General features: G+C 60.7%; 9 protein-coding genes. All 9 read right to left on the reverse strand.

Features of this window, described 5'->3' with window-relative positions; translation table 11 throughout:
* Positions 1 to 373: 373 nt before the first annotated feature.
* Entirely contained in the window at positions 374 to 2419 is a 2046-nt protein-coding gene (gene brxL / locus G513_RS0102805) for a protease Lon-related BREX system protein BrxL (protein ID WP_022975311.1), read from the reverse strand.
* Positions 2403 to 5138, reverse strand: a complete 2736-nt coding sequence (gene pglZ, locus G513_RS0102810) for a BREX-1 system phosphatase PglZ type A (protein WP_156891358.1) — start codon at positions 5136 to 5138, stop codon at positions 2403 to 2405. Before pglZ ends, brxL begins: the two co-directional genes overlap by 17 nt.
* Positions 5042 to 5965 (reverse strand): nucleotidyl transferase AbiEii/AbiGii toxin family protein, encoded by a 924-nt coding sequence (locus tag G513_RS0102815; RefSeq protein ID WP_022975313.1) that lies wholly within the window; start codon positions 5963 to 5965, stop codon positions 5042 to 5044. Before G513_RS0102815 ends, pglZ begins: the two co-directional genes overlap by 97 nt.
* Complete coding sequence (locus G513_RS0102820; RefSeq protein WP_084711313.1) at positions 5952 to 6722, reverse strand: type IV toxin-antitoxin system AbiEi family antitoxin domain-containing protein; 771 nt, start codon at positions 6720 to 6722, stop codon at positions 5952 to 5954. The genes G513_RS0102815 and G513_RS0102820 overlap by 14 nt, the downstream gene beginning before the upstream one ends.
* 75 nt (positions 6723 to 6797) lie before the next feature.
* The gene (locus G513_RS0102825; protein ID WP_022975315.1) at positions 6798 to 7778 is read right to left on the reverse strand and encodes a DUF932 domain-containing protein; all 981 of its coding nucleotides are present in this window, start codon (positions 7776 to 7778) and stop codon (positions 6798 to 6800) included.
* Positions 7779 to 7791: 13 nt separating this feature from the next.
* Positions 7792 to 11367 carry a BREX-1 system adenine-specific DNA-methyltransferase PglX gene (gene pglX, locus G513_RS0102830; protein ID WP_022975316.1) on the reverse strand — a complete coding sequence of 1192 codons (3576 nt, stop codon included), beginning with the start codon at positions 11365 to 11367 and terminating at the stop codon, positions 7792 to 7794.
* Positions 11364 to 12293: a nucleotidyl transferase AbiEii/AbiGii toxin family protein gene (locus tag G513_RS0102835; RefSeq protein ID WP_022975317.1), complete on the reverse strand. Its 930-nt coding sequence runs from the start codon at positions 12291 to 12293 to the stop codon at positions 11364 to 11366. Before G513_RS0102835 ends, pglX begins: the two co-directional genes overlap by 4 nt.
* 16 nt (positions 12294 to 12309) lie before the next feature.
* Positions 12310 to 12726, reverse strand: a complete 417-nt coding sequence (locus G513_RS0102840) for a DUF6088 family protein (protein WP_022975318.1) — start codon at positions 12724 to 12726, stop codon at positions 12310 to 12312.
* A gap of 85 nt (positions 12727 to 12811) precedes the next feature.
* Positions 12812 to 16483 carry a BREX system P-loop protein BrxC gene (brxC, locus tag G513_RS0102845; RefSeq protein ID WP_022975319.1) on the reverse strand — a complete coding sequence of 1224 codons (3672 nt, stop codon included), beginning with the start codon at positions 16481 to 16483 and terminating at the stop codon, positions 12812 to 12814.
* Positions 16484 to 16487 lie beyond the last annotated feature (4 nt).

Raw genomic sequence — 16487 nt, forward strand, 5'->3', positions numbered from 1 at the left:
ATGCCCTGCGTTATTCAATTCGCCGCAGGACTCGCAGGTTTGAAAGAACCGTGTTGTGGCTAACGCTGCCTGTCCTGCACGGGCGATCCGCTCCGGCGTCGGCGCTGACTTCCAGAATCGAAACCGTTTCCAGGTCAGCCCAGGCTCGTGCGGATGAGGCCATCCAACAACGCCTACCTCAAACCAGTAGCCGTCGGGGTGAGGCTCGATGCGGGTGTAATCGCTCAGCAACTCGTTGTGGTTGAGCGTGCCATCGACGTGGTCCCGGTTGCTTTCAGCTGATTGCACTGCTCGGCTGGCTTGTTCGTGTGTCATGTCGTTCGAGGATCAGCGGCGGTGCTTGCAGGACATCCGTTGGCGGTCGACCGGGCCATCAGATTCCCAGCGCCTTGAACGCGGCATCGACTGGATCTGAATAAAAGCTGGTCTGGAACTTCCCGAACAGCTCCGCCGGCACGGTCGGAATTGCAGTAACGCTGGCCATCGGCATCAGGATCCTCCGTGCGCCTGCATCCATCGCCATCTGCAGGCACTCGGCCAAGTTGTCGACCGGTACGATGTTGCCGCCCAGACTCATGTCGCCAAGCACTATCAATTGCGCCTGTACCGGCCGCTGAACGAGGCCTGAGCACAGCGCTACCAGTGCCGGCAGCGTCAGTGATCGAGGCACGCCGGTGTTATGCAGCTCGACTAGGTGCAGGTGAAAGTCGTGATCGCCGATCTTGGTGCCGGCACTGATGCGCGCGGCGTTGGCCTTCAGAAAATCGAAGCCGACCTTGACTGCCTCCTTCGCCGCCGTGCTTGAGCCGACGCCTGAGGTACTGAGCTTGCCGCCGCCCATGGTTACCTGCGTTTCAATCCGGGACAGGCCCAGGTGCCCGTTGGCGCCGGTCGAGATCAGATGCAGAACACCCGGTTTCGGCACGCCATCCGGGATCAGGCTACCGCCGCCCTGTTCCGGGACCAGCACGTAATTCTCTTCAAAGGTTTCGTTGTCGATGTAGGAGAAATTGACGTCGTAGAACTCCATGCCGCCGATCTTCTTCAGCTGTTCCTTGACTCGGCGACGGACTTCCAGCGCGTATTCGAGACAGCGCCGCACCGCGTCCTTGTCGAAGTCGCCAGCCGGGTACAGCAGCTTCAGCAAGCCTGACGTGGTTCGACGGACGGCGATGGTGTCGCGCTGGTTCAGATCCTTGCCGAGGCGGAAGAAGCGGTCGATCGCATCGGCGAAGTTCTGCTTGCGCATCTCGCGCAGGAACTCGGCAAGGTAATCGGTGATCAGGCCATAGCGGTCGGTGAAGTATTCCGGCCGCATCTTCGGAATTTCCCAGCCCGGAATGTAGGCGTGGAAGCGGTCGAAGAACGCGGAATCGATCATCGCTTCGGGGAACGGCGCCAGCAGATGGCTGGTCTTGACCAAGGTTTCGACCGACTGGTTGATGTTGCCGATGAACATCATGCTGGCGTTGGCGGAAATCGAATCCCGGCCGCGTGCGAACGACCCGGACGCCATGTAGTCCTTCATGATCTGGACGCCGTCCTTCTCCTTGAAAGTAATGCCGGCCACCTCGTCGAAAGCCACCACGTCCCACAGCCCAACTAGGCCCACCACTCGGCGCGCCATGTTGTAGAACAGGTTGGCGACCGTCGTCTGGCCGCCCGACACCAGAATGCTGTTCGGGCTGACTTCCTTGTAGATGTGGCTCTTGCCGGTGCCGCGCGGGCCGAGTTCGCAGCTGTTGTAGTTGTTCTCGACGTAGCCAATCATCCGCGCCAGTAGATGCCAGCGAGCACGCTTCGACAGGTTCGCTGGCTCCATGCCGGTCGAGCGCAGCAGCACGTCCAGCCATTCGTCTTCGGTGAACGAGGCGCGGGCAGACTTGAGCCCAGCCATGTCCATGTTCGGCATCTGGATCGGCTTCAGCTCGGTGACGATGAACGGCGAAGTCTTTGCCGACTCATCGAACACGTAATTCAGCGTGACGATGCACCAGATGCCGCCGGCCAGCAGCTTTTCGTACTGCTGCACGTAGCGATTGTGAATCTCGGCGTCCTTGACGCCAAGGCTCAGGAAGTGAGCTTCGTACTGATCCTTTCGCTCGTTCAGCCGCACCGACACCTTGTCGATGATCTTGTAGCTACCGCGCTCCCGGATCTTTGACTTGACCTTCTCTGCCTCGTCTGGCCGCACGTAGTTATCGGCCAGGATTCGCTTGACGGTTTCCATGCCGGCGGCAATCACGTCTGCGTCATCGGATGCGCAGTACATGCCGAGTAGGTACTCCAACACGTAGACCGGCACGTTTGCGCCTTCCTTCAGACGTTTGGTCAGGTCTTTGCGGACCACGCGCCCCGCGAAATGCTCGTTCAGCAGGCGGTCGAGGTCACGCTGTTCCACGTCAGAAGTCGAAGTCATTGCCAAAGGCCAGATCAATGCGAACCACGATGCGACACAACTCCATCGTGGTCTCGGCATCGGTGATCAAAAGGTAGTACGGCTTGTTGCTGGCGATGCGGTCGCTGGTAAGGCTCAGCATCACCTTGCGCCGACTCTGGCTGGAATCGGCCGCGGCACTGTCGAAAGTGAGGGTTTCAGTGTTCGATACCGGCTTGTCGGCATCATCGACCAAGGTCACGCGCGCGATCACCGGTCGGATGCGCTCGGTGACGGGCTCGGTCTGCAAAAGTTGGAAGGGGTACTGCGGCGTCGTGATTCGGAACGGGCCGCCGATCACGCTGACCGAGGTCTTGCGAACCTCGATCGCCTTGGCCTTTTCGCCACGCTGGTGCTTGACCGTCAGCACCGGCACCACGATTTCCTGCAGCGCAGCACCGCCGTGGACGAATCGCGCGCCGCCGACGAAGTGGAAGCGATTCACGCCCTTCGGCACCCAGAACATCATGTCGTCTTCGACGCCGGCGGTGTCGCGGATGTAACCGGAGAATGCCTGCGGCACTTCGCCAAGGTTGCGGCCGAACAGGTAGCGCTTCTTCGATTTCACCGTTCCGGCTGGCTTCAAGTCGAGCTTGTTCTTGTCCAGCTCTCCCAGCGCACTCCGCTGGAACAGGAAGCCATGATCGGCGGTTATCACGACATGGTTACCGTTCAAGTTGTTGATGATGCGGGAGACCAGTCCGTCGAGTTCGTTGATCGCGTCGCGGCAAGCGTCAAAGGTGCCAAGCTCGGTTGGCAGCTTGTCGCCGATCTTGTCAATGCAGTCGTGGAACACGTAAACGACTGAGGCATCGCGCACCGCATCGCGGCCGTCCTGCTTGTTCAGCGCGATGAACTCGTCATAGGTGAACGCGATGCCCCGATGTGCCGCCAGGATCTTGCGTCGCTGCTCGATGCCATCGCTGGACTGCCCATCGACATAGACCGTTTCGGATTCGCGATAGGCCATCGACTTGTGCGGCAGCAAGCTGGCCATGCCGAGGCCGGTATAGGACGGCAATACGCCGAGCTGGGCGGATAGTTCGGCGGCAAATCGGTTGCGGCCGTTGATTTGCTCGGCGAGTTCCTGCGCCACTTCATAGCGCAGGGCGTCACTGATCACGACGAAGATCCTGCGGTCCTCGCCTTCACCCAGATAGCCCCTGACCTTCTGCTCGAAGAAATGCTGCTGGGATGGCAGCCCCTCTACCTTCCAATCCAGCAACAAGCCGGCGCGCACGAAGTCGTCCCAGCGTTGCGCCAGCGGTTGCAGAAAGCGATTTAGGTACTGGTCCTCGATGCGCCGCGTAAGCGCTTCGAGCGTCGCAGGATCGCGGCTGGCGACCACGCTGCCCGCTTCGTGGTATCGCCGGTAGAGCTGGTCAACGCGATACAGGGTCCGCGTGTAGGCCGTGACGCAATCCTGTGCCGAGGCAAAGCTCATACAGGCGCTGGCCAGGTCGCACTCGGTGAAGAATGCTTGCGCGGCTTCGATTGCGCGATAGAAGGCATTCCAAGTCGAACGCGGTACTTGCTCGCTATCCGGTAGTCGGCCATTGGCCCAGTAGCCGTCCCGCCTTGCGGTAACTACCTGCCGGATCTCGTCCGCCAATGCTGCACCACCGCCGTCAGCTAAGGCTTCGCGGAGCCGACCCGCAATCTGCTTTTCCAGCACCACGAAGGTGTTGCAGGCGGCCAGCCGCTTGAGCGGTACGCTGTCGAAGTCCTCGTTGATTCGAAGTTCGGTTGCCATCCGGGCAGACACCCGGTCATAGGCGGTCTGCCGCAGACTGCTGTCACGCCATTGCGCCAGAAACATCGTGGCCGCCGCCGTCATACGGGGCGGCAGCTGCATCGATTTGAAGCGATCCGGCAGGTCAGTCTGCAAAGCTGCACCGAGGTCGGATACGAACAGCTGCAGCAGCAGGTTCAACAGGGATGGCGTGTCGGACCTGAATCCGAAGGTCTTGGCAGCCAGTGCCCAGAGCGGTGCTTCCAGATCCAGCTTGACGATCGCCTGCCAGGCCTTTGCCTCGTTGACCGATTCTGCAGGATCCAGATCGCTCACCGATGCGAACAGGGTCGAAAACAGACTGAAGGTGTCGGCTTGGTCGGCGCGCACCGCGACTGCCAGCATCTTCAGATCAAGTTCGGCTTCCAGGTCATCCTGCGTGACCCAGCGTTGCAGGCGTTCAAGCCGTGCCTTGCTGCCAAGGAACCTCGCACGCAGCTTCAGGTGCTCGCTCATCTGCTGATGTCGCAGGCCGAGATCCTGCACCAACATTGCGCTCGCGTCGGCGGAGAACGGCGCGGCATAGCGGCGAATGTCCAGCAGCCAGTCACGCGTCGGCTCCGGGGCCTGCTCGTCTTCGTAGATTACGAAGGCCTGACCGGGTTCGATCAGCTCCAGCTGTCGTTTCAAGGCTAGTGCCGGCACCTGCGAGCGGCGCAGCAAGGTCAAGTCTTCAAGTTGCAGCTCATCGACCAGTTCGGTGAATTGCGCTTCGGGATCGGCCCACCAGATCACGCGGTGTTGCTTCGCGCGCAGTGCCAGCAGGCTTTCGCGAATCCGGCTTGCGTGCGGATTGGTTGGGGCTTCGATACTCATAAGCGTCCGTAAGTGTCCAGAACAGCTTCCAGTCTTTCCCGCGCGGCGAGGCGCTGGGTCGTTTTCATCGTTTGCAGATTGCGCAGCTTCCACTGCACGGCCGGAAGTTCAGCAATGCGCGGGTGGGGGAAGAGCGCCCAGTCCGGCTCGCCGGCTTTCAGTGACAGCAGGAACGCCTTGTCGCGCTCCGTCATTAATTTCTGCAGCTGGTTCAGCAAACGCTCGCGTGCTGCTTCCAGCTGGTCGAGCGTCACCGGTAACACGGTCATGCCGGCGAACTGCTTTGCGTAGCTGTCCGCCAGCGGCTTCCAGCGCGGTGCCAGCAGTTCATTGATCGGCCGGCCGTGGCTGACCAGGTAGGTCAGGAAGCCTTCAAACACTGCGCGATCGAGTTCGTCGGCATCCAGCAGCAGCATCACGTCGAACCAGTCACGCGGATGCTGACGATCTAGCGCAGCGCATAGCTTGCCGCCGTAAAGATCCGGCAGTGAAAGCACCGGCACGCTGGCGAAGCCGAACTCGGTTTGCGCACGGCGCGCCAGATCGCGGACAGACGGCTCATGCAAGGTGCCGCGCAGCACCGGCGAGATCTCGACCTTGATCTGCACGTTGCCACGGCCGACGACGATGCGGAGGGCATCGCTGCGATTCGTGTCGAGGCGTACCCGGCAGCCGGGTAGCCTTCGCTCGCATTCAGCAGCGATACGGTGCAGCGCCGCCCGCGCGTTCGGCAGTGCCTGATCCCGTGGCTCAAGCGGAAGGTAGGCTAGATCGATATCCACCGACAGCCTTGGCATATCGCGCACGAACAGGTTGATTGCCGTGCCGCCTTTCAGCCCGAAGCAGGCCTCCGCGCCGGTGAACGGCAGCACATCGATCAGCAATCGCACCTGTTCGACGTAGTACTCAGTCGCGGCCATCGACAAACCCTTTCGGTACGCTGATCTGATGGATGCGGTGAATGGCGCTGCCCGGCCAGAGGTGCCGCTTGCCGCTGCCACGATCGACCGAAGCAAGGTCGATCCTCGACACCCAGGGATGCCGATGATGCTCGCCCAGCAGCAATACCAGCCGGGTCACGCGGACCTGAGCGCAGGCCTGCAATAGCGCTTGCATCAGGCTCGGGCGCAAGCCCATCAAGCCCTGCATCGCATGGTCCAGTGCTTCGAAGCCCGGCTCGTCGTGCACCGCATGGGCCAGTTCGAACACGGCGCGCTCAGCAGCGGCGATGGTGATCGACAACTCGCCGATCACATGCTTTTTGAACGAGGCATCGAGGCCGTCCAGCGTGCTGAACAGGGCCGACTTCTGCACCGACACCGGACGGGTCCAGTTTGCCTTCGCGAACCAGGTAGGCACGCGGGTCTTCGGTCTGGCGAACAGGTGGACCGGTGCTGCGCCCATTGCGATGTTCTGGCCATAGCCCAGCAGATCCAGTGCAGTCTGCCCGGCGATCCATATCGGAACGCCATCGTGCTGCAAGCCATGCACGCCACCGGGCCAGTCCACCGATTCGCCTGCACGCGCATAGGCTCCCGTGCCCACCGGCACCAGCCAGCCACTGCGCAGGTAATGCGCGGTGAGGTTCCGGTCAATGCCCTGCGTCCGCAGCCACGCTGCCGTCACTACGGCATTCCGGGGCAGGCGCTGCAGCACAAGGTTTAATTTGGAACTCATGGGCGTAGCGATACTACGCCAAAGAGAACTTCCTTAAACCAATGCACGGCGAAAATCCTTTGATGTGGACGATGCCTAGGCGGCTTCCAGCTTCGCAATCAGCGACGGAATGTCCCGCTGCCAGCCGCTACGCTCATCCGCGTTGCGCCGATGCGTGGCGACCCAGGACAGCGCCTGACCGACGTCGTACAAGTTGACCACGTGGCGCACGGCACCTGGAACCGGTGCCAGCATCCCGGCGCGTTTCTTCGACGGAATAGCTTTCTCGAATGAATCCGCGAACTCGGCGTCATGCCCGGTGCGGCAAATGTGCAGCGTGCGGAAGGCTGCCAGCTTGCCCCAGGTATCGGCAACAGCCGTGTCCGCCCAGCGCGACAGGTGCTGCTGCTTGACCGCCGTCGTCGACCAGCGATGCAGCTGCTCGCGGTCTGCTGCCACGGTATTCAGCGCTTCTGGAACCAGCTGCGACAGCATCGAAATATCCAGCGAGGCGTCGTGAATCGCCCGCAGTTGCCTGAGCGACTTGTTGATCACCAGGCCGTTCGAACACACCAACCGGTACCAGCCGAGAAACAGTTCGAGCGATGCGCCGCCGTCGACGGCATTGAAGCATTCGAAGCGCAGTCGCAGGCGGTGTTGGTCCGGCGGCACGTAATCCTTGCCTTCCGGCAGGAACATCCGGAAGTTCATCCATTCGCCGAGTGTCGTCAGGCCCAGCTGGCACTCAAGTCGATTGACGTCGAAACCGCAGCTCGCGAGCGCATTCACACAGCGCTCGGCGACTTCCTGATGCTGCGCCAGCGTGTAGGTGTTCGACACGATGCCAACCGGCATCCGTTGCTCGAATGGCGTCATCGGCAGCCGATATACCGCGCGGTAATACGGGTTGGCCGGCGCGCCGCCGTCACTGCGGAACTCGGCTAGCTCGAACCGGGGGATATGTTTGCGGACTTGTGGCCAGTAGCCGCTGACATAGGTCACTTCGCGCGAGTGCCAGTTCGCGCTTTCGTCGGTCAGCCGAACGCCGTCTTCAGGCGGCGGGGCCGGGTTGGGCAAAAAAAGGTGACCATCATTCATCGTTGTCGCCGCCAGTCACAGCCTTCACTTCCGCCAGCAGGTCGCCGAACTTGCCGTAATTGACCTTCACGCCATCGTCGAGATCTAGGGTGATGCGCTGGTCGGCGGCGTGGCGGAGTTTTTCGTCGAATCGACGGAGTTCTTCGAGTTGCTTGCGCAGGCTGTCCTGCTGCTTGCGCAGGCGGGTGGTGGTGGCGCTGCTGGTGCTGGCGGCGATGTCCTGGTCGAGCTGGTCGATGCGGGCTTGCAGGCGGCTTTGCAGCGGCACCACGTAGTCCATGCGCATGCGCGACAGGGTGCCGGCGTTGTAGCGGTGCAGGTAGACCAGGCACTGGAAGGCCTTTTCCTTGCCGCTGCTGAACAGCCAGTAGATCGGCCGCTTCTTGTAGGTCTGCAGGTGGTCCTTGAAGAAGCGGTCGCATAGATAGCGGCGCAGCGTGTCGCGGCTGGCCTCGCCCGTCTTCGGCGACAGGTTTTCGGCCAGGAAGCGCAGGTTCTCTTCTAGGTGCGTGGCATCCCAGGCCACCGAAATGAACTCGACCAGACGCTTGCAGGCATCGTCCTCGAACCATTCGGTATCGGTCAGCGGCAGGATGCCATCGGCATCGGCCGGGAAGCGGGTGTAGCGGCTGGGGTCGAAGCCTTCGTTGCCACTGTGCGCGTAGATCAGTCCCGGCGCATCGAGGCTGTAGCGGCCCATCATGCAGCCGATGGCGTAGGACACCAGCTCCTGCATCGTGTCTTCGCGGAAGCGGGTCCACTGCTCTTCCTCGGTCAGCTTGCCGCCGTAGCGATAGGCTGGGTTCACCGTTAGCGTGATCTGCTCGATCGGGACTTCTGATGTCAGCTCGTCCTGCAGGCCGTAGGCGTCTATGAAGACGCGGTTGTTCTTTTCTTCGAGGCGCCGCATCTGGGCGATGGTGGCGCGGTTCTGAGTAATCCAGGCTGTGCAGCATGATTCGAGCGTTGACTTGGCTGTAGCGACGGCAACCAAGATCGGTAGAGATTGGAAGTCCCAAGAGCGCTCGTAAGCGTTCCAGTCGTTCATTGCGATATCAATGCACGGCCTGACCACTTCAGTCGTTCTGCGCGCTACATCAACATTAATAGGCAGCTTGCCTAAAGGACCTTGCGAGTAATGAACATCTGGGCTAAGAAATCGCAGGAAGTAATCGAGGATCGGCGAGCAACCGAGTGCTAAAACGCTATAAAGATCGGAAATATTGCTCGCAAAGCACATCGGTCCTGTATGGCTGAACACGAAGCCCGGCGGAGAGAATCTTATAGAAAAACTTCCAATGCTGACGCTAGACCAAGTGACTCCCTGCTGAAAATATTTCTCTTTGTTAATTACACGTCCATTTGATTTTACTCGTGCACCAGGGGTGCTATCAATAAATCTACAAATAGTTTCGCCATCGTTCTCATAGTTGATGACATGCTGATTGTTCCCGAACCACTTACGGAAATTTCCGCCCTTGTTTAGGGCAAACCACTTGCCCGATCGACGGGTTTCGTACGACACACAGGAAGGATGTACAAATGAGGCAACAGAGGGCTCATGCCATTGTCTTAAGAAAATTTCATCCTTTGTCGTGGCAAGCCCCTGCCGAGGCCTAGCAAAATCGTAGAGACTTGGAAATTCAGAGAAGGCTCTAATCGTCGAAGCACCGGCCCAATACGCTATTGGATTTCCGGGAATCTTTGAGAATTCAGCATTAGAGATGCTGAACCTAGTGTTTATGCGAAAACGGCGTTGTAGTTCTTCATTGCTCGCGACGCTGCCTGGCTTGTCGAATAGGCGTAAGAATCGACCACAAAATTGATGCGGTGCCCCCCGAAGCAATACATAGGAACAACTGCCAAAATCTGAGCCCCATACTCCTCGGCCATTATGTACAAGTGTCGAAATCGGGGCATCGCTTGATATGGTGTTCCGCAACTCTTCGAAGGAGGATAGGAACATCCAATTGGGAATTGTAATCATCCCGACACGACCGTTCTTCCGTGCAAAGATGACGTTTCTCTGGGCGAATGCACCATAGAGATCCGATTTTCCGGCTGGGTAAGTACGATGTACGAAGTCCTTAAGTGGTTCGTCGTAATACTTTCCGCCCATATACGGCGGATTCGCCACAACGGAGTCATACCGTGCTGCCAGCATCTCTGCCTGTCGCGTCAGAACAGCCAACTGCGCCAGCGCCTCGAGCACGAACAGATCCTGCCCATCCGTCTCGCTCAAGCGCCGCAAAGCCGCCAGCTTGGCTGCCAGCGCTTCCGGCACGTGGATCAACGAGCCAAACGTCGTCGCATGCTCGAACAGCCCCTTCAGCGCCGTGAGGTCTCCCGAGGTCAGGCCGTAGTCCGCCAGCTTCACGCCCTGCACCAGCCGCTCGGCGTCAAAGCTTGCGCTGTCCTGCAGCGCCATCACGTTCAGCTGCACGCCTCGCTCGAACAGCCGCCGGTCGTCGGCGCGGGCCTTCATCATCAACGCGAAGCCGGTGAGCTGGGCGGCGCGGTCGTCGATGTCCAGCCCATACAGGTTCTTTTCCAGTATCAGCTTCGGGATGTCGCGCAGCACATAGCCGCGTTCCAGATAGATCGCTTTGAACAGTTCGTAGGCCTCGACCAGGATGTGGCCGGAGCCGCAAGCTGGGTCGATCAGGGTCAAGGCTTCCGGGTCTAGGCTGGCTGGCGTGATCGCCGCCAGTTGCGCCCTGACCGTTTCGGTCTGCTCGGCCGGCTCAATGTAGTAGGCCATCTGGGCCTTGAGGCCTGAATCCGGATAGGTGGCCAGCCACTGCGCGCCCAGCGAGTTCTGGACCATGTACTTGACGATCCAGTTCGGCGTGAACAGCTGGGTGGCGGCCGGAATGTCTTCCGACTTCACGACCTTGCCGATCACTTGGTCCTTCTTTTCCGAGATGTAGAACTGGTACAGCCAGCCGATGATCTCGACGTCCTGCCAGCTGGCTTCGTCGATGGCGGTGACCAGGCTGCGGATCAACGAATCGGTGCGCAGCAGGCCGTCCGGCAGCAGCAGTTCGGTGGCGTCATCAATGGCTTCGAACAGGAAGGGCATTGCGGTGTGCAGCGCGTGGCATTGGGCGAGCAGCACGGCGCGGTACAGGTCTTCATCGCGATTGCCGGCGGCCTTCCATTCCAGCGCCTGCTGGCGATCCAGCCCCGGCAGCTCGATGCGGGCCAGGTGTTCGAGGATTTCCGGCTGGCTGCTGCCATCCGGATGGCTCAGCACGCGGTAGCCGTGGTCGAGATAGCCGTGCAGCTCCATGTAGCGGATCGCGACCAGCCGGTTGAACCAGGTGTAGGCCAGTGCTTCGATGACGGACGCATAGCTCTGCTGCTGGATGCGGGCGGCGAGCTTGCGGCGCTGCTCGGCGATCCGCGCCGGATGCGGCTGGCCGTTGATCAGCAGCACGTCGCCCTGCTGCTGGACGGTGGCCGGGTGCTCCGGGTTCAGGCCGAGCATTTCGGCGCGGCGGCCAACGGCGGCGATGAACGCCTTGCGGGCCAGCGGGGCGTAGGTTTTGAGGGGGGCGGTGTTCATGGTGGGTTGGCGGCGAGCAGGCAACGCGTCGCGATGTCCCGAAAGGTATTCAGGACATCGTCGAAGGCGGGGTTCTGGTTGGAAAACAGCAAGGGGACAACGTGCTGGTCGTAGTCCGACCGATGCCGATCGGATTCGTCGAGGCTTTGCAGTGCGGCCTGAAGGGCCGATGCCGGGCTGGTCGCATCGGTGAAACTGCGGCCATAGCTGGCGCGTTCTTCTTGGAGAACTTCGGCAAACAGGTTCACGGCCTCGTCCACGGCACCGGGGTGCCGGTGCGCGATGGCGTGAACATCATGCAGATGCCGGGCAAGCGTACGGTCCGATGGCTTGGCTGATGCTGGGTCGCGGATCTCGTCGGCCCGCCGCCGCAGCCACGCCATGACCTTTTCGGCGAGGGTTTCGGCGATGTTCTGGCAGGGCACCTGGATCAGCGGGTTCGGGGTGTCGCCGACAAACTGGTCAACCATTCGCCAGATCGGCCTGGTTGTTGCTGGTCGCCGAAGGGTGGACAGGCGCAGTTCGATTTGCAGTTCAGGCCGCAGGGCGATGGCTTGCGCATATCGGGGGAGGTAGCGCCAGCGCATGGTTATCTGCCGTGACTGATCGGCCTTGGTCAGCCATTGGTCGTCGGCCGGCTCGAATCCGGCGCTGGAAAGACGACCGGCGATGGCTTCGAAGACCGCCTTCATGGCTTTCGTCTGCTGGCCCCCGCTCAAATGCCCTTCCAGGTGGACCTTGATGTCGATGTCTTCCGACATGCGGGCGATGACGCCGTGACCCTTGGACAGGCTGGTGCCGCCGCAGAAGGTCAGGCTGGCGCCTGCGTTGACCGGCCAAGGGAACAGTTGGGCCAGGCTTTCGGTAACGTGGATGTCCTTTTCGAAAATCGCTGCCGTGAGACCGCCGACGTCACGTTCGGCCATCACGGCGTCGATCCGTTCAGCGTGTTCGGCTGAAATCGTTCTCATAGCGGACGGTCACGTTGCCGAAGCTGATCTTTCGGGAAATCCGCTTGCGCCCGGTGTTGAGCACGACTCCGGCCGGGATCTGGGTGGTGGCCTGGGCGTTGTAGCGCTGCGCCGCAAGTGACGGCCGGACCTGGACGCCGAGCTTTTTCAACGCCGCCGGTGCGAGTTCTTCCACCGGACGGACCGGGATGGGCTTGCCGGAGAGGGCGCTGGGCTTGGCGCGGGCATAGACACCCTTGCCAAGGCGAACGATGCGGCCATCCGCCTGCAAGGTCTTGATGGCGCGGCCGACCTGTTCATCGCTGCCGAGCTTGGCGAAGTCTGCGCGCACGAAGACATCGTCGCCGCGCAGGGCGATGGACCGCTTGAGGCGTTCGATGATGTTCACAGGCGGCGTTGTCTTCTGGAAATTTGTATTATAAATATCTGTCTTTGTTACAAAATAGTCAACAAAGAACCGTCATTGTCTTCGATCATCTTATCTCGATTCGCTCGCCGCGCTCCAGCGCGGCATGCAGCGCGCTGCGCAGCGTGGCGAGGAAGGCTTCGACCTCGGCTTCGGTGCTCAGCGCGGAACCGCTCGCCAGCTTCGCCACTTGCAGGATGTGCGGGCGTTTCAGCTCCGGCACTGGCTTGATGACTGCCGGCTCTGGCTCGTTCACCGACCGGGCAGGGGTGGTCGTATTCGGCTTGTAGGTCACCGCTTGCGCGGCGGCCGCTGCGGCCTTTGCGGCGGCTTCGGCGGCGGCTTTTTTGCGGGCGTCGAGCCAGTTGTGGATCAGGTCGATGGCTTCGTCGGCATGGCGCTCGGCGTCGTCCTTCGACAGGTAGATGTGGGCAACGCTGGCTTGCTGCTCGATGGTGGCCTTCAGCGTTTGCAGCGGGCGCAGGCAGCGGTTGGCCAGATCGGCATCGGCTTCGGCGGCGGTCAGCTCCTGCTGCACGCGGTCGATCTTGCCGGCGATGTAGTCCGTGCCTTGCTTGCGGGCGGCGGCGAGCAGTTCGTCGTTGGTCTTGCGGACGGTGGTGATCAGACCATCAACCTCCCGCAGCAGACCGTAGGGCGACGGCGCGGCCAGGATTTCCTGCATCCGGCTCAGTGCAGCCTTGGCTTCGGGCACCTGTTCGAGCTTGCCGGCGTTCGGCTTGAACTCTTGCAGCGCGGACTTGAGCTTGTCCCAAGTAGGCTTCTGGCTTTCGAAGAAGTTTTTCAGCTCGCCGTAGCTGTCGGCAGCGGCGAGCAGTTCGTTTCGGTTGGCCAGGAACAGTTCGATGGCGGCAAAGCTGTTGGCCGCAGCCAGCTGTTTGCGGGCGGCGATCAGGGTGTCGGTGATCGCCTTCGCACCGGGGTAGATGCCGCTGCTGACAAGCAGCTGCCAGCGGTCCAGCGACTGCTTCCAGGCTTCGAAGCGTTCGCGCAGAAATTCGTACAGCTTGTCTTCGCCATCCGGCCCGATGGTCTGGAACACGTCCTTCGCGAGCTGACGGGCCTTCTGCAGATCTGCCGAGGCCACGGCCTTTCGTTTCTGTACGCGAAGGGTGCGCCAGCGGCTTTGGGTGACGATTTCTTCCCAGATGGCATTTGCTGCTAGCGGCTGGCTGTCCGCGCCTTTCATCAGCGTCACTTCTCCGCGCATCACCAGTCGCACAACCAGCAAGACGGTTTCCCATTCCGGCCACCCGTAAGGGCGGCGGGCATAAATGCCTTCCGCGAGGTCGTGCAGCACTGGCGTGCGGGACAGGGCCTCCTGCGTCTCAAGGTGCTGCGCCACTTCCTTCATGGCACGAGGATTGGTTTCGGACGTCTGTTCGAGCCCGAGTCCAGTGGTTGGCGGCGCGCTCAGCAGCAGGCGGATTTCCTTCTGCGGATCGGCATTCAGGTGTTCGATGTAGCCGAGCTTGGAAAAGGTGTTGGCGACCAGATAGCCAAGCGCTTCGTCGAACATCGACGCCGCGTTGCTGGATTTCAGGCTCGGCTTCTGGCCCGCGACATACACATCTGCTTCCTTCAGCAGCTTGTCGAGGATGACTACGAGGCGCTTGCGTCGCTCGCGGTTCTCGTCGGCGCGGTGGCTCAGGATGGTCATCGTCGACGACGGTTGGGTGCCATCGCTCTTGCGGCTGATGTAACGATCAGTCTGCAGGTAAAGGCGCAGTTCGCGGGCCAGCGCGTCATCGTCCCGGAGGCGGATCAACACGCTGCCGTCGTTCGTACTGCTATCGAGGATGCAGCGCGGCGGCGTGAGCTGCGCGCGGTCATCCGATAGCGGCGAAATGACCATCACGTTGAGATCGCCTTCGGTGCGGTTGCCATGCGGATGCTGGTCGCAGGACAGGTTCAAACCGAAGTCCTTCTTGTTAGCCACATAACGGAACTTGCGCTTGTTGCCGAGCACTTCGTCGAAGATCAGCCGGGCGACTTCACGGGCTTCATCGGCGCTACTGAGGTCGACGTTTTTGATTTCCTTGCTGACGTCGCGCTCTTCGTTGGTCAGGAAGAAAAAGTCATCGCCATTGCGGCCGACCAGATTCTGGTTTTCCAGCCGCTGTAGGCTAGCTTCCAGTTCTTGGCGCAGCGCGAGGCGATCTGCGTCTAGCTGGTCAATGAACAGGGTGATCAGGTTGTCGACCGATCCTTTCAGCTCATCGACGTAGCGGATCAAGAACAGCGTTTTCAGTACCAGTACGTCGAAGGATTTGAGGCTGGCGTTATCAGCGGCATGGTCGATGGTCGACTTCACGACACCTTCGAGAAAGCTCTCGATCGAAGGGTAGAAGCGGTATAGCGGAATCAACAAGCCGACCGACTGATCAGCAACGGCGACCGCTGCCGATTGGAAGGCATCGAGAAGCGAGCGTTCGCCACGAGCAAGGTGCAGGCCGGTGGCCCCTGCCTTGCGGATGCTTTCGAAAATGCGCTGGACTAGCTGGAACTGGTAGGGAGCGAACGGGTAGACGGCGGCGAAGTTGTCTTCATCGGTGAAGCCCTTGAAGTTGCGGCCTGTGCTTCCGAAGCTGAGCTGGTTGCGAAGGATGTCCGCCTTGTCGCGGTAAATGCCGCGCAGCGTGGCGAGTACGTCATCCGGCTTGGCAAGCAGACGGGCTTGGATCACTTCATCGACGTTGGCGCTGGACAGCGACAGCCGCGTCTTGAAGCGGCCCTGAATCTTCGAGAAATCGTTGGCACTGCCGCCCCGCATGTCCTTGAGCACGTCGTCGATGTTTTCCTGCGAGGTGACCACTACCCAAGCGCGGCCGCCACAGACGGTGCCGAGATTTTCGGTGATGGTCTGCAGGCTGAGCATCAACTCGCTGTTCTTGCCGATGAATTGGCCGATCTCGTCGACCAGGAAGATCAGGCGGGCCTGCTTGCCCTTCTGATCGAGGTATTCCCGAACCCAGCCGGCAAAGTTTTCGACGGTGAGAGAGAAGCCGGTTTCGAAGCGCTGCATCCAGGCTTCTGCATCCGGGACGTCTTTCTTTAACGTGACCGATAAGGCTTTGCCGAGGGCATCGAGGTGGAAGTTGTAGGCGTCGCGGCTGTCTTCCCAGGATTCGCCTGCTTCCAGTCGGAAGGCGTTGCGGAAGTTATCGTAGTCCTTCCTGCCGGCCAGATAACGCTCCATGTGGGCGATGTGGGCGTGGTCGCCGCAGTAGCCCTGCATCTCGTTGAACACCTTCAGGAACACCCGAAGGATGGTGTCTCGGCCATCGGCGGCATCGGCCTTGCTGTCGATGTTGAAAAGCAGAACCTCGGCCCCGCCGCCGACGGCGCGCTTCAAGTCGCCGAACAGCATGGCGTCCTTGATCTTGTCTTCGAAGAAGCTGATGGCCTTGCGTTCGCCGCCCGCTGCGCTGACCGCTGCGCGGTTGCTAAGCAGGTAGGAAAGGATCTTCAAAAAGTGCGATTTGCCTGAGCCGAAGAAGCCGGAAATCCACACGCCCACCTTGCCGGAGGCCTCTTCCGGACGCTGCAGCGCCGACAGATAGGTTTCGAAAAAGCGACGCAGGTGCTGGTCCAGTTCACGTGTGATGACGTATTCGTCCAGTTCCTGCCAGACGGCGGCGGCATCGTTCTGATCTGCCTTGATGACACCGTTGATTGACCGGCGGATAGGGCGGCTGAAAAGGGCTTCGATATTCATGAGA

This window comes from Nevskia ramosa DSM 11499 (genome assembly GCF_000420645.1).
GTDB lineage: Bacteria > Pseudomonadota > Gammaproteobacteria > Nevskiales > Nevskiaceae > Nevskia > Nevskia ramosa.